The following is a 21209-nucleotide window of genomic DNA, read 5'->3' on the forward strand; positions in this document are numbered from 1 at the left end:
AGATGATCGGACAAACTGAAAAGACTGCTCGGATCCATGAAAACACCTCCATGATCGAAGTGAATCAGAAATCACCTCCAATGGCGAGGTTGTTGCGGGTGTCCAGCTACCGTATTCCGCTTAATTTGCGCTACGTTAAAAGCCCCAGGAGACCAGGGCTACAGGCTAACAATGGCGGGGCCCAAAGCAAAACTGATGCGCACAAACTTTGCAATCAGAGTTAAGCGTATTAATTTTCGCAGGATACGCCAACGGTAGCCTGAAGCCTGTCCCTGACACTCGTCGGATTGGAGCGTCCAAATGCTGTGCCGAGCAAGTAGTCCAAGACACGACAGGATTGGTCTTTGAGAGAAAGTTCTTGATCTGCGCCGTTCTGAATAACATTCATGGCTTTCCGACGGTGCCCTGGGCCATATTGATGGCCGATGTTTATTAGGAGCGCTGCGAGCTGCGGGTAATCCTTAAACAGCGGTTGCTTTTGAAGCCGAATATACTCGCGATTACTTGAAGCAAGCCAACCGCGATAAGTTTCAGTGACGAGCTTTTTTTGTTCGCGTACTAAGTCAGTCAGTGTCGGCCAATTATCGTATGCGACTTTCAAGTCTCTCACACTCAGTTTTCGCATTGGTTCATTCAGGCACTGGTTTTGCAGATAGTAGGCCAACTCGCTAGAGGTATCGTCGCTATTAATTTTCTTTTCTGCGAGCTTCGAAAATAGCGTAGCGGCTTCCGGGTTCACCCCTATGTCATATTGATGTGGTCCGAAGCTAAGACCGCTATTTGCTAGTACAGCATCGACCATTTCAAAGGGAGATATTGTGCCGGTTTCGTTGCGAATAGTTACATCGCTGAGCTGTTGTTCGAAATCATTCAGGCCAAGTGTCCCTAGGTGTTCTCTCAGGAAATCCTTGTCCTGACGTCTTTGGGATGGGCCCGTTTTGAACGGTGCTTTTCGGTGGATGCGCAATTCAAGTGACATCAGCCACTCTGAAGCATACAGCAAAGACCTTCGGCAGGCAGAATTTGATTCATTTGGATTGCAACGGAAGTTGGCAATGCCGTTGCGCACTTTATCCAGATAGACAAATCTCTCTTTGATCAAAAAGAACTGACCGCTGTTTGCTTCTCCATAGTCAACGCTTCCGTTTGGCCGAATTTTTATTACATCTTCAATAGCGTGCCCGGTTGGTAGCGCCCTAAGTGTGAGTTCATAACCCTTGTCTTCTGTCGCCTTTACATCGTCAACACAGGCTACCCTGATCTTTGTACGGTAGCAACTCCATTGGCGGCTACTCTTGTCGGACATCAGAATAGGTAGAAAACGTTTTTTACCTACGGGTAAATCAAGTTCGATGGATGGGTCGGCAGCCAAAACACTATCGACAATATTGGATTTGATGCCACAAGTAGAGATTTTTCGATCCAAACGCCGTTTCAGCTTTCGCCAAGATGAGTCTTCGGCGAGTCGTTTAGAATTGAAGCGGCATGTCCTATCAATATTGTTGCTCGTATTATCACCACGTTGGCATGCGTTCGGATCATCGATGGCAAATTCGGCAATCAAAGGTAAGGACTGTGCGGGAAGAAAAATCGTCAACAAAAAAATGATCTTTAACACTCGATTGAATCTAATATTCATTTTAACCCCCAATCAGATGTTTAAAGGATCAATCGTGCAGCTTAAAACAATTCGCGCTTTGGCAAGATAGATTTGTATTTACTTAAGAAGGGCAGAGGGATGTACCATAGTCTGGCTGACCGTCCGCTTGAATATTCACGATCCTCTAGAATCAGTGAATGATGTAGCTGAACTTCATGCAGTTAAACCTATACAGGATTACTCTAACTTCTTTGCTGAGTATCCGACTACAACGAACTCATGAGTTGCTATGCAGTAGGATTCTTCACAAATTCTTCCGTCAAATAGATCGGGCAAAATTACGTTAGTGTAGTTTTGTTCAGAACCGGAAAAACGAATATCAATTCTCGTGTACGCCAAGTTCGAAATGTAAGATAGGTTAGTTGACCTGATTAAACTACAGCTTTCACGCTCTAACGCATTGAATGCCCAGCGTCTCCCAATATTATCTGCAACGTTTTCGTATGAAATTTCCATATATACTTCAATTTGTTTTAAGTTACGTAATTTAACACCTTCAATACCATAATACTCTAAAAAACTTCTGAGTAACTCGTGATCAATTCCACGCTCCGGTAAGTCTGAGTCAAAATTTAGTTTTATCGAAATAGACCTGCTTGGTTCTCTGTTAATTTCAGCAGTGCAAATTTGTGTAAATTTCTGAATTACACTATTTTTATTGGACTGAAACACAGATCCAATAGTAAGCGATTGCAGATCCTCTAAATTGCTTCCTTGTATTATATTATCTACGTAAGTTTCGTTCTTTAGCGAACAAGCAAACAAACTCTCACAGCTGCTTGCTGCCGAAGCTGAATGCATCAGGTAAAAAGGTAGCTGAAACGCGACCCAAAGAAACTGATATTTTGCTAACCTAAATGGAAGCATTTTTTTTCACGTTGATCGCAAAAAACTGATCTTTTCCTTGAATTCTTACGCTTAACCGCTTTCGAATTTTACTCTCCAATAGCTGTACGTTAACGGAACTCCCTTCTAAGGACTTTACGTCGATTTCAATATCGGCAACGTACGCTTTCTCAACCTGCCATTCTTTTGCCAAATACGGACATTCTTGAGCGAGTGCATAAAAAGCCTCCTCTAACTTTTTTCTGCCTATTTCTATCACCCTCAAGTTTGTAATATTTATCGTGATAGACTTCACATACTGAACGTCGTTTTCGCGAAACTCAAATTTGTCGCGTGCATCTTTAAGTCGCTTTTCAGGCTTAGATAATCTGAAAATACGACCGATATCGAAGCGGATGATCGAATCGATGAATGACCTTAGTGAAAACTCAAAATCGTAATTAATTTTCACATCTGGGAGATCTTTCTCCGTAACGTCGTTCAGAGAGTACAAAGAAGGTGGTGGCGCGCAACTATCTATCTTTGTCGAAGACCAAATTGCAGCTCGTCTGCGTTCATGGTCGACTTCAGCAACGATATGTTCTGGCTTCAACAGGACCCCAGGTAGGAACACAAAATTGTTCAGGGCGTGATCTCTTGAACCCGGCTTAGGTGCAGAGAAGGTTGGCCTCATTAGCACGGTATCTGCGCCAAGATGACTGTACACTGCTGTCCTGTCATCCAGTGAGGAGCAGGCACTTATCCATAGACAAGCGGCGAATGGAAGCCAATACTTTGACCCGTATGACATGTGCTTTCCTGGCTGGATCAAATTGCGATGAACAAGTTATGCATCAAGAGCAGGTTCGGTCGGTCAAAACCTTCCTCCAATACTTCTGAGTTGCAGCAAACGCGACGATGTTCTCGCCTGAAGAAAAAACAGCCATTTCTTTGCCATCAGCAGTTACGCTTCTGGTGAGATTTAAATTTGCACCTACTTTGGCACCGATGGATTCAATTACGAAGTCGACGAGTTTTCCATTAGCTGTTTGTTTAAAGATAAACTTCATTTCAATCTTACCTTCAGCAATGGAATTTAAAATGTATGTCCTTTTCGGTCCGCAAAAAACGGCCTTTTTACACCAGTCGTCATTCTGGTCGTCAAACATCGCTAAGACACCAACTTCATTTCGAAGTACGTTGTCCACTGAACTCACAATACTCGCGTCTCTAATCTTCAGGCTGTAAGATTGTATGTTGCTTGCTTCTAAGCTTAAAAGTGTAAATATGTCTTTTATCTCTAAATTTATTCCGCCAGAAGCCTCGAAGTCATATTGAATTTGGATCAATTCATAAGATAGGTTTGCCGCTAGTAGATTCGAAGAGGGTGCGCAGCTGCGTTGTGAGCTATTGTGAAATAATATATTGCGACTGGGACGTTTTATTGAGTCGTTTATTCCTGTGTGTACTGCACCAACTCTGATGGTTGAGTTTTTTGACCTTGCTTGAACTGGTAGAACTAGCTTAGCGCCACCAAAGGCAGTATTCAGTACATCACTGATCGCCGAAACCGAATTGTTAGTTACGTCTTTAGTAATTTCAGAGGCGATTGAACTGTAGATTCCTAAAAACAGGGAAAAAAATGAGAATATACTTAGAAAAACACTTTTCATATTGATGCCCCCCCCCCCGGCAAAAATCGTCACTAACGCGACGCAATGTTAAGGAAATATACATGTATTTCAACCTAGAATTTTAGTGATTTTTTTTCCCCTTAGAAGCTATTGAAAGAACTTAGGAAAATGTACCAAGGGTAGTTTCGCTCGGTGCTTTGGAAAGTTGCAAAAAAACAATGTGCGTAGATAACTCGGCTGTTGCCCCCGATTTCGACATCACCTGATTGAGAACCAAAAACGAGGATACGCTCAATGGCAAACACGAGTTAGCTGCTGTGCATCTGGGTTTGAGGCGTTGACAATGCGGTGCGGAGAGTACACAGAAGGGTGCACGTCGGATCATCCGCCGCCGTTCCGGGTTATGGGTCATTCTGAAAAAATAAATGAAATCAACTTATTATAGGAAATAGCCCTAGAACTCCCTCCGGGCCCACCATTTTCTTTTCCTGTCCGATCCGAAGACATCGGCCACGGTTAGTACCGGACATGGATTACACCCTTGTGCCGAACGGGTCGTTGGTTTCTTTCGTTTTCCTTGTTTCCCAATCGGTTTGTTGTGAAGAGGACGTGGGAGATTTTCCGTTCCGCTGAAACTGGGGGATTGACTTGCGCCTTGAAAATTCATCGTTTTTCGGTTGGCCGGGCCCTAATTGACGGACACGGCCGATGAAGCGATCCGGGATCTGCGGATAACAGACCATTGGGACTTTGAAAGAGCATGTGGCTGGCTTTTCCGCAGCCGAGCTTTGCCGCAATTCTGCGCTTTGCCGTTCAGATTTAATGTGATAGAAGCGCGCCGCACCTGGCTGACACTCACACGCCAGTTTCCGGTAAGCAATCCATCCCGACACACAAGTTGCATTCAAAAAAATGCAAATAAAATAATGCGCTTCCACTTTGGCTCGTCGCAAAATTTACGGAGTAATCGATGAGTGCTTGGTATGTTCTCTGTTTTTTATCAGCCGTTTCAGTTTTCCTCGCTTTTGCAAATCAGTATTTTCTAAGTACGCAAACAACCATTGCGATTACACGTGGTTCTGTTCTTTTGTCTGTTCTGCTGTTGCTTATGCTGAAGATCGGAGTTCACAGCCCAACGGTCATTTTGATTGAAAATGCTCTGGAAAATATCAATTTCAACGAACTATTACTCAAGGGGATGCTTGGATTTCTGCTGTTCGCCGGTGGTCTGGAGATCAATCTGAAGCTTTTGAAGAGCCAGAGATGGGAGATTGCGGTTCTGGCCTTGGGGTCCACCCTGTTGTCCACTTTCCTCATCGGCTATGCCAGTTACTGGCTGCTTGGTGCTCTGGGCTATCAGCTGCCCTTTATCTACTGCCTGCTGTTTGGGGCCTTGATCAGTCCGACCGACCCGATCGCGGTGCTGGCTATCATCAAGCATATGCGCGCGCCGGAAAAGATTGCGGTGCAGATCGAAGGGGAATCCCTGTTCAATGATGGTGTTGGTCTGGTCATTTTCAGCGTCATCTTTGCCCTTGCCTTTTCGGGTGTCGAGCCGACAGTCGAACGTGTTGCCGATATCTTTTTCGTTGAAGCTGTGGGCGGTATTCTGTTTGGGGGCGTTCTGGCTGTTGTCGCCCATTACATGATCAAAAAATCCAATGATCCCAGCATCGAGTTGCTGATTACCCTGGCGATCCCGACTTCCGGCTATGCCTGCGCCGTCATGATGGGCATTTCAGGCCCCCTGGCGATGGTGGTCGCCGGAATCGTGATTGGCAACATCACCAAGGCGCAAGGCTTCAGCAAGGACAGTCAGCGGACCCTGAAACATTTTTGGCATACGATGGATTCCTTCCTAAATGCCTTGCTGTTCCTGTTGATCGGCTTGATCCTGGTGATCCTGCCTGTTCAGTGGATGGAGGTCTGGCTGGGTCTGCTGATGATCCCTCTGGTGCTGGCGGCGCGTTTTATCAGCGTCTGGCTGCCTTACCTTGGTTTTACACGGTTCCGGCAATATGACGCCCATTCGATCAAAATTCTGACCTGGGGCGGTTTGCGTGGCGGACTGGCCCTGGCCATGGCGGCCTCCACACCCAAACATGCCGTGATGGTGCAGGGTGTGGATGTGCACACGCTGCTGCTTGTGATGACCTATATCGTGGTGATCTTTTCCATTCTGGTGCAAGCGCCGACCATCAGTCCGATGATCCGCGACAGTATTGCCAGACAGAATACCAAAGCGGGGTCTGCCGAAGAGCAGGCTGGTTGATTTGAGCCAATTGTCTGTTTGGGCGGTGAGGGGGAACCCGGCGGGTCCGTCGGACCAGCCCCTTTCAGGGCCGCGCCACCGTTTGGCGGTCTGTGCCTCAGGCGCCGCAGACCGGTTGCGCACGGTCACCCAAGATAGACAATGCCCGCCGGGTAGGAGATCCGCTTGGGTTTGCGGGTGGCCAGAAGAAAGCCGAGGGTAAGAGGGCCGACACGGCCGGCGAACATGATGAACATGATCACGATGCGCCCGGCCGTGTCGAAGTCGCCGGTAATCCCGCGGGACAGGCCGACCGTGCCGAAGGCGGAAACGGTTTCAAAGGCGATGTCCACGAAGGTGCCTTCGTGAAACAGCATCATCATGAACATGGCAACGAGGATCAGCAGCACCGTGGCCATGGCCAGCGCCAGGACCTTCATCACCTGATCGCCCCCGAGCCGGCGGCTGAAAACGTCAACATTCTGGCGGCGCCGGAAAAACGAGATCATCACCAGCAAGAGAACAATGAAGGTGGTGACCTTGATGCCGCCGCCGGTTGAGGTGCTGCCCGCGCCGATCACCATCAGGGTCATGAACATCAAGGTGCTGCCGTCGGTCAGGCCGCCGATTGGCACCGTGTTGAACCCGGCCGTGCGCGTGGAGGCCGCCTGAAACCAGCTGACCCATAGACGGTCCTGCCAGCTCAAGGGGCCGAGCGTGGCCGGATTCGACCATTCCATCATGGCAAAGGCCGTCGTCGACCAGAGGAGCAGCGCCGCGGTTCCAACCAGCATCAGCTTGGTGTGCAGCGAAAAGCTGTTCCAGCGGCGCTGGCGCCAGATGTCGGCGGCGACCGTGAAGCCGAGCCCTCCGAAAATGAACAGGGCCGGAATGACGATGTTGAGGAGTGGACTGCCAACCCAGCGGCTCAGACTGTCGGGAAAGAGGGCAAAGCCCGCATTGTTGAACGCAGAGATAGCATGAAAAACGGCGCTCCAGAGGCCTGGGAAAAACCCCAGATCCGGCACGAATACAAAACATAACAGACTCGCGCCAACCAGTTCACACAGGACCACGACCCGCAGGATGATCTTGGTCAGGGTCAGAAGATCCGTTGCCGAGGTCTGGTTCAGGTCCTCGCGCAGATAGAGCTGGTGGGTGAAGCCGACCGGCAGGCCGAGCATGGAAAGGATGAGGACGGCGAAGGTCATCAGGCCCAAACCGCCCAGCTGGATCAGGACAGCGATCACCGCCTGGCCGAAAAAGGTGAAATCGCTGCCCGTATCGAGAACCGCAAGGCCTGTTACCGTGACGGCTGAGGTGGCGGTGAAGAGGGCGTCGGACCAGGTGATCGGCCCGGTGGTTGCACCAGGTATCATCAGTGCGGCGGCACCCAGCAGCACAAAAGCGGCGTAGATCAGGATCAGGACGAGTGGCGGCGGCAGGTTCGAGACACGGTCTCTGGAGGGCGTGAGGGGCATTTCCAAAAGGCCTTTGCTTTCAGATCCGGTCGCGCATGTCATCGCCGAACTGCCGCAGCACCGTGCGCGTGCCGAGCAGCAGCAGCTTGTCGCCTTCCAGCAGAAGCAGCTCTCCGCTCTCGCAGGACAGAAATTTGGTGTCGCGCATGACCCCGAGGGCGCGCACTTCATATTTGGCAAACAGGGACGGGTCCTTGACCGCCTTGCCATGCAGCGGGGCAGGCACCTTGAAGTCGACGATATGATAGCCGTTGCCAAGGCTGACATAGTCCCGGATCAGGGAATTGTGCAGCATTTGGGCGATATGCTGGCCCACTTCCTGTTCAGGCAGGATTACCCGGTCCGCGCCGAGTTTCGTCAGGATCCGGTGATGGGTCTTGTTGAGGGCCTTGACCCAGATGGTCTCGACCCCCAGCAGCTTCACATTCATAGTGCACAGGATATTGGCTTCCAGATCCTCGCCGATGGCGACGATGGCCACATCATAATTGCCGACCCCTGCATCCTTCAGGGCGGCTTCATCTTTGCCGTCCGCGATGATCACTTCGGACAGGACGCCCGCCAGTCTGGCGACATTGCGCTCCTGGATGTCAATGCCGAGGACCGGGTTTCCGAAGCTGGCAAGCTCGCTGGCCACGGTGCTGCCAAAGGTTCCCAGGCCGATCACGGCGAAGCTTCTGACTTTCAAGGGCTCAGCCTCTGCAGTGTTGATGCTCACAGCATGTAATACGATCCGGAGGCGGGAAGAAACCGGCAGATGTCATTTTTAGCAAGAGCTGCTGCTGGCAGGCATTCCTCTGATGGACCCTCAGTGTGCTTTATTCGCTGCCGTTTGAAGGCGCGCGGACTGCGCTGAGACGGTCCGTCAGGCTGTGGATCGCGTCTGCGTCAGCATTGGCGAAGGCAAAGCGAAGGTAGGGCTCCTGCCGGGCGCCGAAGAAGGAGCCGGGCAAGGTGGCAATGCCGTGGGTTGTCGCAAGTTGGGTGGCCACCTGTTCGGACCCGATGCCGTCAAACGGGTGGCGGATATAGGCAAAATAGGCGCCCTTCGTCAGGAGCTGCCAGTCTTTCAAAGGTGCGAAGGCTGTGGTCAGGGCCTGCGTGCGCCGGGCGATCTCGGCGCGGTTGTCCTCCCGCCAGTTTCCCAGTCCGGCGAGGCCTTTGGCAACGGCCGACTGGGGCGGGCAGGGGGCGCAGATCTGAAGATTGTCCATGATCTTGGCGGCCGCTTCAATCACCTGTGCGCCCGCCGTGACCGCCCCCAGCCGGTGGCCGGGAATGCAAAAGGATTTGGAAAAGCTGTAAAGGCTGATCAGCCGGTCCTGCCAGCCGGGCCGGGAAAACAGGCCATGGGGCGCCGGGGTGGGGCTGGGCAGAAAGTCCCGGTAGGTTTCATCCAGGATCAGCCAGAGATTGCGCTCTGAGCACAGGTCAAACAGCTGGCCCAGCAGGGCGGGGGGATAGACCGCGCCGGTCGGATTGTTCGGGGTGATGACGGCGATGGCCCTTATGTCCGGGCTCAGAGCGGCGGCGATGTCGCCAAGATCCGGCAGAAAGCCGTTTTCCGGCTTTGCCGCAACGGTTTTTGTGCCGATGCCGAGCATGGCAAGACTGGTGTCGTGATTGAAATAAAATGGGGTGATCAGCAAAAGCGACTCCCCGGGGCGGGCCACGGTGAGGGCGGCCACCACAAAGGCCTGATTGCAGCCGGATGTGATTGCGGTCTCTTGGGGTGTGACCGGAGCCTGATAGAGATCAGCCTGATAGGCTGCGTAGGACTTGCGCAAGCTGTCCAGGCCTTCGATCGGGCCATACCCGAGGAGGGCTGGATCTCCGGCGGCTTCCTGCAGCCAGCCGCGCAGGCGCGGATGGGGTGGATAGCCGGGCACAGCCTGGGAGAGATCGATCACCGGCCCCGCGCTGCCGTCATAGCTGGCGAGCGCCCGTTGGACCCGCGGGATCGGGGGCGAGTTGAGCGTTTCGATACGCGGGCTGAGCGGAGCGGCGGGCAAGAGCGGGTCCCTTTTATGGTTTCGGAGCCCAGGTCTCGTCGGGCCCCGGGCCGTTATGCCGGTCAGGCGCGTTTGACGCCGGGCAGGGCGCACAGCATTTCAAACAGGAAGTTGGCGGCGATCACTGCCGTGTTGCCGCTTGTATCATAAGGCGGGGAAACTTCCACCAGATCCGCGCCGACCAGAGAAAGGCCCGCGCAGCCCCGGATGATCTCAAGCCCCTGGATTGTTGTCAGGCCGCCGACCTCCACCGTGCCTGTGCCCGGTGCGAAGGCCGGGTCCAGACTGTCAATGTCATAGCTCAGATAGACCGGAGCATCGCTGATTTTCTCGCGGATCTCCGCCATGAGCGGGGTCAGGGACTTGTGCCAGCATTCTTCAGCCGGGATCACCGTCCAGCCCTTGTCGCGGCCCCAGTCAAAATCGGCCGGGCTGTAGCCGCTGCCGCGCAGACCGATCTGGAACACCTTGTCGTTCTGCAGCAGGCCTTCCTCGTGCGCGCGGCGGAATGGACAGCCATGGGCGGCGGTTTCGCCGAACATGGCGTCATTGGTGTCCGCATGGGCATCCACATGGATCAGCGCCACCGGGCCGTGTTTTTGCGCCATTGCCCGCAGGACTGGCCAAGTCAGGGTGTGGTCACCGCCCAGCGTTAGCGGAACGGTGTCGTGGCGCAGGATCTCTCCATAGGTCTGGGCGATAATCCCGACGGATTTTTTGAGATCGAATGTGTTGATCGGAACGTCGCCAATATCCGCCACCTGGAGGCTGTCGAAAGGCGCGGCCCCGGTTGCCATATTGTAGGGGCGGATCATCCGGCTTTCGTCGCGTATCTGACGGGGCCCCAGACGGGTGCCGGAGCGGTTGGAGGTGCCGATATCCATCGGAATGCCGACAAAACAGGCATCAAGTCCTTCAGCCGTTGCCTGGGAGTGAAGGCGCATCATGGTGGCCGGGCCGCCCATGCGCGGCATTGTGTTTCCCCCGAGCGGCTGGTTCAAAAGTTCCGTCATTGTGTCCTCTTGTCCTTCTTGCCGTGACCTTCTCCAGCAGGGTTCTTCGTATAAATAGGTATTTTCCGAAAATAGCTTCGTGAAATGCCGAAGATATGGTCCGGAAACTGCCAAATGATCCTGCAGACTGGCCTTTCTTCAAAGTCAATTCCTGGAGCCAAAGCGGATGACGGTTACTTCGTTATATGTCGAAGTTATGCCCGTATTTTTTTGATGTTTTCCCAAGCCAGTCCCGCGTTTCCATGGAGGTAATACATCCAAAGGGGACAAAAATGTCTGAGCACTTCACGTTGATCAAACGCCGTACGCTTTTGAAATCCGCCATGGCCTCCGCCATGACCCTGGCAGCTCCGTCGGTCCTGAGAGCGGCTTCCGAGCCGCTGAAAGTCGGGGTCTATGGGGGGTATTTCCAGGACAGTTTCGACAAACATGTCTATCCGGACTTCACCGCCGCCAGCGGCATTGAGGTGGAGAGCATTGCCGTGCCGACCGGGGAAGCCTGGCTGATCCAGATGCAACAGGCGGCACGCGCCCGCCGGGCTCCGTCCGATGTGTCCATGATGGCGACCACCAGCGCGCTGCGGGGCATGAAGACCGAACTCTTCGCCAAACTTGACGAGAAAACGATCCCGAACCTGAAGAACATCAAGCCGGAACTGATGCTGCGCTACGAGGACGGTTCGGTTGCCGGTGCCGCTGCTGTATCCTGGTACATTACTCTGGTGCAGAACACGGATGTGTTCCCGGAGCAGATTGAAAGCTGGGCGGATATCTGGGATCCGAAATACAAGGATTCCCTGGGGATGCTGGCGCTGGTCTCCAATTCCTACCTTCTGGAAATCACCGCAAAGACGTTCTTTGGCGGTGTGGACTATCTGAAGGACGATGAGTCCATCATGGAAGTGCTGAACAAGGTGGCCGAACTGAAGCCGAATGTGCGGCTGTGGTACCGGGACGAGGCCCAGTTCGAGCAGGCGCTGAAATCCGGTGAGATTCCGATGGGCCAATATTATCACGATGTGGCCGGTCTGGCGGCCGCCGACGGTTTCCCCGTGCGCTCCACCTTCCCCAAGGAGGGCGGTCTGCGCGACAGCGGCAATTGGGTTGTTGCCGGTGCATCGGACAAGATCGATCAGGCCAAGGTCTTTATCGACTACATGTCCCAGCCGGAGATCCAGGCGATGCTCGCCCGCAAGCTGGGAACCGCTCCGAATGTGGACCGTTCGCTAATGGACCTGACCGACGCGGAATTCGCAGCCGTCTCCTCCGACATCGATCCGGTGATCCCGCGCTACGATCTGCACACGGAGCGGACCGAGTGGCTCAACCAGATTTGGTCGGAAATGCTCAACAGCTAAGCCCTCTTCCCCTGAAACCAGGCCGGCTCTGCTGCGGCGGGGCCGGTTCACTCTGCTTTTTTGGAAACCGCATGTCCGGATTAGTCGTAGACAAGCTGCACAAGTCTTTCGGTGGATTTGAAGCGCTGAAGGGCGTGTCCCTTTCTGTGGATCATGGGCAGTTCATCTGTTTATTGGGCCCGTCAGGCTGCGGCAAGACCACCTTGCTGCGGATTGTTGCGGGGCTGGAGCCGGCCAGCAGCGGGCGCGTTCTGCTTGATGGCCGCGACATTACCGGCGTGCCTGCCCACAAGCGCGACTTTGGCATGGTGTTTCAATCTCTGGCCTTGTTTCCCCATCTCTCGGTGGCTGAAAATGTGGCCTATCCCCTGGCGATCCGGGGTGTTGCCAAAAGCGAACGGCTCAAGCGGGCCGAAGCGGTGCTGGATCTGGTGCATCTGCCGGGCCATGGCAGCCGGGCGATCACCCAATTGTCCGGCGGGCAGCGCCAGCGGGTGGCGATTGCCAGGGCGCTTGTCATGGAACCGGCGCTGTTTCTTCTGGATGAGCCCATGTCCGCGCTCGATGCCAAGCTACGCGAATCCATGCAGGTTGAGGTCAAGCGGCTGCAGCGCCAGCTGGGCGTGACCTCCCTTCTGGTGACCCATGACCAGCGCGAGGCCATGACCACGGCGGATCTGGTGGTGGTTATGAACGGCGGTGAAATCCAGCAGATCGCTGCGCCGATCGAGATCTACCGCAGCCCGGCCAACGCCTTTGTCGCCGACTTTATCGGCATCACAAATTTGTTGAAGGGCGAAGCTAAAGCCGGTCTGTTTGAAGGGCCTGGCGGCAAGATCGCCGTGGACGGTCTGCCGGAGACCGGGCCGGTGACCCTGTCGGTCCGGCCCGAGGATCTGAGCCTGGCCACTGCGCCCTCAGATGCCTGCCTGAGGGGCACGGTCAGTTTCATCCGGCAATTGGGCGCAACAACGGAAGTCAGCATTTCCGGGGCCAACGAAAACGATCCGGAACTTACCGTCAGCCTGCCGGGCCGGGCGCCCTGTCCGGTGGCGGTTGGGGAGGCGGCCTATCTGACCTGCGACCCCAAGGCCGCCGTGGTGCTGGCCTAACCCATGCAGACCACTCGTCCGACGACCCCGCTGGGATATCTCCCGATCCTCTTGCCCGCCTTGGCGCTGGTGGCCTTTTACATGGTGCCATTCGGTACCATGGTCAGCCTGTCCTTTTTCAAAAATCTGGGCGGCGGCGCCTATGAAACCGTCTTCACAACGGCCAATTACGCCCGGCTGTGGTCCTCTTTTGTCTTCGGGGTGCTGATCACCTCTCTGGAAGTGGCCGTGCTGGTGTCTGTTCTGGCAGTCGCCATCGGCTTTCCCTTCACTTATGCGCTGGTGCGCAGCGGGCGCGCAACCCAGGTGTTCTGGCTGATCCTGATGCTGTCCGTTCTCTCCTTGTCGGAGGCTATTATCGGCTTTGCCTGGTCCACGCTGCTGTCGCGCACCGCCGGGGTCGGGGCGATGGCCGAGGCTCTGGGGCTCGTGGAGCGGGCCTCAAGCTATGCGCCGAGTTTCTTTGCTGTGATTGCCGGTGTCTTCTATATCGCGCTGCCTTATGCGGTGCTGCTGTTCTACCCGATCCTGAGCCGGCTGGATCCGGATATCGACCAGGCGGCCCGCACCCTGGGGGCTTCGCCCTTGCGCAGTTTCTTCGGGGTGATTGTGCCGCTGCACCGGGGGCCGCTGCTGGTGACCTTCATCATGATCTTTGTCTTCACGCTCGGTTCCTATCTGCTGCCGCAGGTGCTGGGGCGGCCGACCAACTGGACGCTGTCCGTGGTGATTTCCGATCAGGCGCTGCTGCAGGCCAACCTGCCGTTCGCGTCAGCCCTCGCGATCTTCCTGATGACGGTGGCCTGTCTTCTGGTGCTGACCGTCTATCTCTTCGGCAGAAAGGGGCAAAAGGCATGATTGGATCTTTGTTGAAACGCGCCTTTTTTACGGCGGTAGGGACTGTGATGATCGCGCCTTTTGTGGTGATTGCCGGGGTCTCGGTGAATGAGCGCCGGTCGCTCAACTTCCCGCCCGAAGGCTTCAATCCGAGCTGGTATGCGGATCTGTTTCTGGATCACGGCTGGCGGTCCGCGCTTCTGACCTCGCTCGGCGTTGCGCTGGGGGCGGCCGTCCTGTCCGTACTGGTGGCCTTTCCCGTGGCGTGGTTCAACTGGCGTTACCGCACCGGGTTTGGCCGGTTGGTGGCCGGGATCGGGGCCATGCCGTTTTTGCTGCCGCCGGTGATCACGGCGGTCGGGTTCTTGAGCTTCTTCATCATGATCGGCGCCTATGGAGAGCTTTGGACCGTCATTGTGGCCCATGCGGTGTTTCTGGTGACACTGCCCATTGTCACCCTGTCGCTGGGCTTTGAGGAAATCGATGACAGTCTGGTGGAGGCGAGCCGGTCCATGGGCGCTGATGAATGGACCTTGCTGCGTACAGTCGTGCTGCCGATGATCCGCCCCTATCTGGTGTCCGGCTTTGCCTTTGTGTTCGTCATTTCGCTGAATGAATACATCATCGCGACCATGACCGTTGGCGCTGTCACCGAAACCCTGCCGATGAAGATCTTCAACGCCCTGCGCTACGGCTACACCCCCGTGATGGCGGCTGCCTCCGTGGTGTTTGTGGCTGCGACCGTGCTGATCTTTGCCCTTGTCGCCTGGTTCGGTGACTTGCCTAAACTGATGGGAGCCCGCAAATCATGACATCTGCCCGCCGGATGCTGGCTGAAACCACGCTGTCCCCGTTCTGGCTGGACAATCCCGCTGCGCCGGAAACCTGTGCGCATCTGATCGGCCCCCGGGAGGCGGACTTGCTCATTGTCGGTGGCGGCTTCACCGGACTGTGGGCGGCCATCATCGCCAAACAGCGGGACCCGGACCGCGAGGTTGTGGTCATCGAAGCTGGCAAGGTCGCCCATGGGGCTTCGGGCCGTCCGGGAGGGATCGTCTCTGCCTCCGTCATGCACGGCCTTGCCAATGCCCAGCGCAATTTTCCCGAAGACCTGACGGTTCTGGAGGACTTGGGCCGGGAGAACATCAACGGCTGGCGGGCGGCGATCGAACAGTTCGGCATTGACGCCGATCTGGAATGGAACGGCGAGATGACCGTTGCTGTCGATCCCGCAGACCTGCCAAAACTTGAGCGTGAATACAAGCTGCATCAGGAGCATGGCCACAAGGTCGAGTGGCTGGACCGGGAGGCTGTGCAGAGAGAGGTTGCCTCGCCCATGTTCCAGAGCGCGTTCTGGAACCGGGGGCAGACCGGCACGGTGCATCCGGCAAAACTGGCATGGGGGCTGAAACAGGCCGCGCTGTCTCTTGGGGTTGCGCTTTATGAACACACGCCGATGGAAAGCGTGGAGGACAAGGGCAGCCACCTTGAGGTCAAGACCCATGACGGGCAGGTGCGGGCGCCGAAAGTGCTGTTTGCCACCAATGCCTGGGGAGCGGGGCACCGCAGGATCAAACGCTATGTCGTGGCCATGCGCGACCGGGTGATCGCCACCGAGCCCCTGAGCACAGAGCAGCTGGCCCGGGTTGGCTGGACCAGCCGACAGGGCATTTATGACACGCGGACGCAGCTGAACTATATGCGGCTGACAGCGGACAACCGGATCGTCTATGGCGGACGTATAGGCTATTATTTCGGCGATCAGACCGACCCGGCAGGCGACCGCAACCGCAAGGTCTATGAGCGCCTGGCTGGCTATTTCCTGAAGACCTTCCCGATGCTGGAGGATGTGCGCTTCACCCATGCCTGGTCCGGCCCGATTGACCTGACCACCCGCATGACCGTGCATTTCCAGCCCTATTATGGCGCCAAGGCGCTTTATACCGGAGGCTATTCGGGCTTTGGCGTCACCGCCACCCGCTTTGGCGCTCGCATGGGGCTCGACATTCTCGACCGGTCGGACCGGCCGGAAATGAAACTCGATTTTGCCAGGACCTTGCCTAATCCCCTGCCGCCGGAACCGTTCCGCTGGCTGGGCGCGGCGCTGACCATGCGCGCGCTGGATGAAGTTGACGAAAAGGGCGGCTGGCGCAAGGCCTGGATCCGTCTTGTCCATTCTCTGGGGTTTCCGCTATGAGCACTTTGATCCAAACCTTGCGTGACCGCCAGAACTGCGTTTTTCTGGATGGTGGTTTTCTGAAAGGGGAGGGGGCTGCCCGTCAGGCGGTGAACCCATCGACCGGCCGGGCATTCGCCGAATTTTCAACCGCCGTTCCCCGCGATGTGACCCAGGCAGCCCGGTCAGCCGAAGCTGCCCTTTCCGGCTGGCGGGATCTGGCGCTGCAAGAGCGCGCCAGGTATCTGCGCGGGTTTTCTGCAGGTCTGCGCTGCCGCCGGGAGGTCCTTGTGGAGCTGCAGATGCTCAACAACGGCAAGCCAAGGGCAGAGGCGGACTTTGATCTGGACGATGCGGCGGCCTGTTTCGACTATTATGCGGAGCTGATTGAGGGGGACGGTCTGAAAAGCGCCGACATGGCGCTGCCGGATGGCCTGCGCGGACACCAGACCCGCTTGCCCTATGGCCCGGCGGCCCTGATCGTGCCGTGGAACTTCCCTCTTGTTACAACTGCCTGGAAACTGGCGCCTGCTCTGGCTGCGGGCTGTCCTGCGCTGTTGAAGCCGTCCGAGTTCACCACGCTGGCCGAACTGGTCTATGGGGATATCGCAGTCGAAATCGGCTTGCCGGACGGGGTCCTGTCGATCCTGCCGGGGCTTGGCGAGATCGGGGCTGCGATGATTGCAGCCCGGGAAATCCGCAAAGTGTCCTTCACTGGCTCGACGGAGACCGGGGCCAAGGTGATGGCGGCGGCCGCCCAGCGTGTCCTGCCGGTTTCCCTGGAGCTTGGAGGCAAGTCTCCAATCGTCGTGCTGGAGGATGCGGAGATCGACAGCGCGGCGGAAATCGTTTGCGCGGGCATCCTGTTCAACACCGGTCAGATGTGTTCCGCGACCTCCCGGCTGATCGTGATGGACAGCGTGGCAGACGATCTTCTATCTGCCATCCGGGCCCGGCTGCGCAAATTGCGGGTCGGAGATCCCCTGTCCGGTGAGATCGATATGGGCCCGGTTACGACCTTGCCCCAGCGTGACAAAGTGCTCAGCTACTTTCTGGCCGCCCGAGCGGAGGGCTTGACCTGCCTTGCCGGGGGCACCGGAGGGCGGGGTGAAGGTTATTTTGTCGAGCCGACTGTCTATCTGGATGTTCCCGAAACAAGCCGCTTGTGGACCGAGGAAGTCTTCGGCCCGGTTCTGTGTGTCCGGCGGGTTGCGGAGGAGACCGAAGCCCTGCGCCTTGCCAATGCGACCGGCTACGGCCTTGCCGCCACCGTTGTGGGCGGGGATACGCAGCGGGCCGAGGCGCTGGCCGCCCGGATCGATGCGGGCCACATCTGGGTGAACACGCCACAGATCATTTTTCCGCAAACCTCCTGGGGTGGCTTCAAGGCCAGCGGCATTGGCCGGGAACTCGGGCCGGGCGGGCTGATGGCCTACTGCGCCCTCAAACATGTCACAACAAACTGATCGCTGGAGCTTTTCTTGAGGCAGACCGCCGACATTCTCTTTTACAATGCGCGCCTGATGACGATGGATGCGGATGTTTCCGGAACGGCGATTGCCCTTGCCGGGGGCGAGATCCTGGCGGTCGGAGACGACGAGACAGTCAGGGCGCTGGCCGGGGAGCAAACCCGTGTGATCGATGCAGACGGGTCCACGGTCATGCCGGGTCTCAATGAAAGTCATGTCCATGTGTTTGCCGGGGCGGCGGAACTGGCGCAGCTGTCCCTGTTCGAACAGCACGGGTTTGATACCATTTGCGGCCTGATCCGGGCCTATGCGGCCGAACAGCCGGACCTGCCCATCGTGCTCTGCAACACTGCAGATTATACAATCTTAGGCGAGGACACTCCGGTGACCCGGCAGGTTCTGGACGACATCTTGCCGGACCGGCCGCTGGCTCTGATGTCGCCGGATCATCACACGGTCTGGGCCAACACGGCTGCGCTTGCGGCTGCCGGGCTTCTGGAAGGCAAGGTGCTGCCCCCCGGCAATGAGATTGTCATGGGGGCTGATGGGTTGGCCGCGGGCGAGTTACGTGAACCGGCTGCGTTCGGGCCGATTTTCAGCTTGACTGTCAATGCGGGCCGGGACCGCTTGGGTCTTTCCACCGGCAAGGATCCGGAGGCTTCGCCGAGCGCTCAGGACCGGGCGGCGGACCGGGAAATTATCTACCAGGGCCTCAAACATATGGCGGCCTATGGGATCACCAGCTTCCAGAACATGGATGGCAACCGTTATACGCTGGAGCTGCTGGCCGAGCTGGAAGACGAAGGCCGCCTCATCTGCCGGGCCCGTGTGCCCGGCCGCTGTGTCGGCGGCGATCCGGCACCGGCGATTGCCTACGCCGTCGCGCTCGTCCGGGATTATGCCTCTGATACGCTGAGCGCCGGGGCGATCAAGTTTTTCATCGACGGGGTTCTGGACAGCCACACGGCGGTGATGAGCCAAGACTATGAAGACCGGCCGGGCTGGCGCGGCGAACCGCGTTTCGAGCCGGACGTATTCAAGCAAATGTGCATCGCTTCAGATGCGGAAGGCCTGCAGATCGCGGTGCATTCCATTGGCGATGGGGCGACCAGGATCACGCTGGATGCCTATGAGGCGGTGCGCGCGGCCAACGGGCCGAGGGACAGCCGTCACCGGATCGAGCATCTGGAAGTGGTGCGGGAAGAGGATTTTGACCGGCTGAAGACCCTGGACGTGATCCCTTCCATGCAGCCTCCGCATCCCCCGGGCCAATGCGGCCTGCCGATGGAGCCGACCGTCTCGCGAATTGGCACGAAAAACTGGTCCCGGGCCTATGCCTGGCGGCGGATGCTGGATCTGGGGCTGCCCTTGATCTTGTCCTCCGACTGGCCGGTGTCCCCGGTTGATCCCTGGGCCTCGATTCATTCTGCCATGACCCGCCGTCCCTGGCATGACAGCCAGCCGGACAACCGTCTGACGCTGGACGAAGCACTGGCCGGATACACCACCCATGCGGCCCATGCCGAATTCAAGGAAGACCGGAAGGGCCGCCTGAAGCCGGGCTATTTTGCCGATGTGATCCTGCTGGACCGGGACCTGACTGAGACCGGGCCGGAGGAGATGGCGTCGGTCAAATGCCTTGTGACCATCTGCAACGGCAAGGTGACCCAAGACACGCTCGGCTCCTGAAACGCCTATGACCTCAGTCATGCCTTTGAATTATTGTTGAGATCGGCGCGCGGGTGACCGGCGGGCCAGGACCGAACCGCCAGCGGCGGATCATTTCGATCAATGGGGGCACGGTCTTTGGCCCAAATTGTCCGGCCGGGCCCTCCCGGGTGGTAGCCCATTATTCTCTGGAAGGCTGAGGACGGCCCGCCAGTCTATATTTGCAACAAGGGCTTTATGTGGCCCCGCACGATCTCTCCGGCCGGCTGGACCGGGGCGAGCCGGTCGGGACAGACGAATATAAACTCCGCTGTGCCCCGGCGTTCAATGCCCCGCCCGGTGCCTATGACTGGTTGAACAACCGTCTTTTTGTTGCAGATTGCACTTTCACCCTGAGGCCGGGTGGGAAACGCTTGATACCATCCCAAGTGTGATTGGTATGAACTCCTTGTCTGTTTGCGCGTCCGGATGCACAAACGGTATCTCCTGTTCTGGAATGGCTTCAAGAGACACAAGGCGCATTGATGAAACGAGAGACGAGGCCTGGCCCCGCACCGGACCGGAAACTGAATTTCTCCGTGGAGACCATCGATATCCGGCTGATCCGGATTTTCATGGCTGTGGTGGAAGCGGGGGGCATGTCCGCCGCCCAGCTGGAGTTGAACCTCGCACTGTCGACCATTTCGGAGAAGATCTCCTCTCTGGAAAAGCGCTTTGGAGTGAAATTGTGCCATCGTGGCCGGGCGGGGTTTTCCCTCACCTCTGCAGGCACGCAGTTCCACGAGGAATGCGAACGTCTGCTCAGCGCCATTGATACATTCGGCCAGCGGGTGGGGTCGCTCACGGCCAAAATGCCCAAATACCTGACGGTCGGGTTGATCGACAACATGATTTCCGATCCGGGCAGCCCGATCAGCCATGCGCTTGGACGGTTCGCCGAAGAGGCGTCCGGAGTGCATATCCAGTTGATGACGCTGACCCCGAATGAACTTCTGGCTGAAGTGCTGGCCCGTCGGATTGATATGGCGGTCGGCAGCTTTCCGAAGATCATTCTGGGCCTTGAATATCTCGATCTTTACAAGGAGATGCATCATTTCTACTGCGCAGAGGGCCATCCGCTCTTTGAGGTGCCGGATGAGGAGATCGGCATTGACACGATCCGCCAGCACAGGATCGTGTCACGGTCATACTGGGGCGCGCGGGATACGCGTATCTTTGCCATTCCGACGGCCCACGCGACAGTGTCGGACATGGAGGCCGAGGCTCACCTGATTCTGTCCGGTGCCTTTTTGGGGTATCTGCCTGAACACATGGCAGACGTCTTGTCAGAACGGGTCAGCCTGCGGCCGATCCGCACCGATGTGTTTTCCTATCCGGCCCAGTTCCAGATTGCTCTGCGCCAGAACTGGCAGAACCAGAAGGTGTTACGGCTGATGGTCGAGTGGCTGCAGGACGGCCTGCGTTTGAACCGTCCGGATCAAGCGTAAGCAATGTCTTCCGGGCAGCCAAGGCCGACACTGGGGCCGGTTCAGCGCCCGCAGCCGGCGGCCGTTGCCATCAGCCCTCGATTGGAGCGGTGGAGCAGTTTCTGCAAGGTCAGGTCTTCGGCTTCCTGCAGGGATTTGGTGGCGCGCGGCTGACTCATTCCGATGATTTCTGCGGCCCGTTTGAGCGAGCCATTGCCGTCAATGGCCGAAATTCAGAGGGAGCTGT

The 21209-nt window shown here is 56.6% G+C and carries 20 protein-coding genes; 11 read left to right on the plus strand and 9 right to left on the minus strand.

Annotated features, from left to right (window positions below; translation table 11 throughout):
• Positions 1-224, plus strand: a 224-nt coding sequence (locus ACXAIC_RS20605; protein WP_475184666.1) for a hypothetical protein, incomplete at its 5' end; no start/stop codon positions are given.
• 5 nt (positions 225-229) lie between these two features.
• Here ACXAIC_RS20605 and ACXAIC_RS20610 read toward each other — a convergent pair.
• From ACXAIC_RS20610 to ACXAIC_RS20625, 4 genes are all read right to left on the minus strand, one after another.
• Positions 230-1639: a hypothetical protein gene (locus ACXAIC_RS20610; RefSeq protein WP_475184672.1), complete on the minus strand. Its 1410-nt coding sequence runs from the start codon at positions 1637-1639 to the stop codon at positions 230-232.
• Positions 1640-1837: 198 nt separating this feature from the next.
• On the minus strand, positions 1838-2527 hold the full coding sequence (locus tag ACXAIC_RS20615; protein ID WP_475184676.1) for a hypothetical protein: 690 nt from the start codon (positions 2525-2527) through the stop codon (positions 1838-1840).
• The gene (locus ACXAIC_RS20620) at positions 2514-3296 is read right to left on the minus strand and encodes a hypothetical protein (RefSeq protein ID WP_475184680.1); all 783 of its coding nucleotides are present in this window, start codon (positions 3294-3296) and stop codon (positions 2514-2516) included. The genes ACXAIC_RS20615 and ACXAIC_RS20620 overlap by 14 nt, the downstream gene beginning before the upstream one ends.
• A gap of 43 nt (positions 3297-3339) precedes the next feature.
• A complete protein-coding gene (locus ACXAIC_RS20625; protein ID WP_475184686.1) occupies positions 3340-4158 on the minus strand; it encodes a hypothetical protein in 819 nt (272 codons plus the stop codon).
• A gap of 1069 nt (positions 4159-5227) precedes the next feature.
• On the opposite strand from ACXAIC_RS20625, the gene ACXAIC_RS20630 reads away from it, so the two are divergent.
• A complete protein-coding gene (locus ACXAIC_RS20630) occupies positions 5228-6391 on the plus strand; it encodes a cation:proton antiporter (RefSeq protein WP_475184691.1) in 1164 nt (387 codons plus the stop codon).
• A gap of 125 nt (positions 6392-6516) precedes the next feature.
• Here ACXAIC_RS20630 and ACXAIC_RS20635 read toward each other — a convergent pair whose 3' ends face one another.
• The 4 genes from ACXAIC_RS20635 to speB all read right to left on the minus strand — a co-directional run bounded on the left by ACXAIC_RS20635 (position 6517) and on the right by speB (position 10876).
• Positions 6517-7851 (minus strand): TrkH family potassium uptake protein, encoded by a 1335-nt coding sequence (locus tag ACXAIC_RS20635; RefSeq protein WP_475184693.1) that lies wholly within the window; start codon positions 7849-7851, stop codon positions 6517-6519.
• Positions 7852-7870: 19 nt separating this feature from the next.
• Positions 7871-8569 (minus strand): potassium channel family protein, encoded by a 699-nt coding sequence (locus ACXAIC_RS20640; protein WP_475184698.1) that lies wholly within the window; start codon positions 8567-8569, stop codon positions 7871-7873.
• A 100-nt stretch (positions 8570-8669) separates the two neighbouring features.
• Complete coding sequence (locus tag ACXAIC_RS20645) at positions 8670-9863, minus strand: aminotransferase (protein ID WP_475184700.1); 1194 nt, start codon at positions 9861-9863, stop codon at positions 8670-8672.
• A 62-nt stretch (positions 9864-9925) separates the two neighbouring features.
• Complete coding sequence (gene speB / locus ACXAIC_RS20650; RefSeq protein ID WP_475184703.1) at positions 9926-10876, minus strand: agmatinase; 951 nt, start codon at positions 10874-10876, stop codon at positions 9926-9928.
• 272 nt (positions 10877-11148) lie between these two features.
• Here speB and ACXAIC_RS20655 point away from each other — a divergent pair, with 272 nt between their 5' ends.
• From ACXAIC_RS20655 to ACXAIC_RS20695, 9 genes are all read left to right on the plus strand, one after another.
• Positions 11149-12234, plus strand: coding sequence for an ABC transporter substrate-binding protein (locus tag ACXAIC_RS20655; RefSeq protein ID WP_475184707.1), 1086 nt, complete (start codon positions 11149-11151; stop codon positions 12232-12234).
• 71 nt (positions 12235-12305) lie between these two features.
• Positions 12306-13346 (plus strand): ABC transporter ATP-binding protein, encoded by a 1041-nt coding sequence (locus ACXAIC_RS20660; RefSeq protein ID WP_475184711.1) that lies wholly within the window; start codon positions 12306-12308, stop codon positions 13344-13346.
• Between the two features lie 3 nt (positions 13347-13349).
• Positions 13350-14204: an ABC transporter permease gene (locus tag ACXAIC_RS20665; protein WP_475184715.1), complete on the plus strand. Its 855-nt coding sequence runs from the start codon at positions 13350-13352 to the stop codon at positions 14202-14204.
• Positions 14204-14995, plus strand: a complete 792-nt coding sequence (locus ACXAIC_RS20670) for an ABC transporter permease (protein ID WP_475184822.1) — start codon at positions 14204-14206, stop codon at positions 14993-14995. The genes ACXAIC_RS20665 and ACXAIC_RS20670 overlap by 1 nt, the downstream gene beginning before the upstream one ends.
• A complete protein-coding gene (locus ACXAIC_RS20675) occupies positions 14992-16380 on the plus strand; it encodes an NAD(P)/FAD-dependent oxidoreductase (protein WP_475184718.1) in 1389 nt (462 codons plus the stop codon). Before ACXAIC_RS20670 ends, ACXAIC_RS20675 begins: the two co-directional genes overlap by 4 nt.
• A complete protein-coding gene (locus tag ACXAIC_RS20680) occupies positions 16377-17825 on the plus strand; it encodes an aldehyde dehydrogenase family protein (protein ID WP_475184721.1) in 1449 nt (482 codons plus the stop codon). Before ACXAIC_RS20675 ends, ACXAIC_RS20680 begins: the two co-directional genes overlap by 4 nt.
• A gap of 15 nt (positions 17826-17840) precedes the next feature.
• Positions 17841-19517, plus strand: coding sequence for an amidohydrolase (locus ACXAIC_RS20685; RefSeq protein WP_475184723.1), 1677 nt, complete (start codon positions 17841-17843; stop codon positions 19515-19517).
• A 218-nt stretch (positions 19518-19735) separates the two neighbouring features.
• Complete coding sequence (locus tag ACXAIC_RS20690; RefSeq protein WP_475184728.1) at positions 19736-19930, plus strand: DUF3237 family protein; 195 nt, start codon at positions 19736-19738, stop codon at positions 19928-19930.
• A gap of 90 nt (positions 19931-20020) precedes the next feature.
• Positions 20021-20983 (plus strand): LysR family transcriptional regulator, encoded by a 963-nt coding sequence (locus tag ACXAIC_RS20695; RefSeq protein WP_475184731.1) that lies wholly within the window; start codon positions 20021-20023, stop codon positions 20981-20983.
• 41 nt (positions 20984-21024) lie between these two features.
• Here the strand turns inward: ACXAIC_RS20695 and ACXAIC_RS20700 are convergent, their stop codons facing one another.
• A complete protein-coding gene (locus ACXAIC_RS20700; protein ID WP_475184825.1) occupies positions 21025-21195 on the minus strand; it encodes a helix-turn-helix domain-containing protein in 171 nt (56 codons plus the stop codon).
• Positions 21196-21209: the final 14 nt, after the last annotated feature.

Source organism: Roseibium sp. AWQ4_254, from assembly GCF_056161025.1.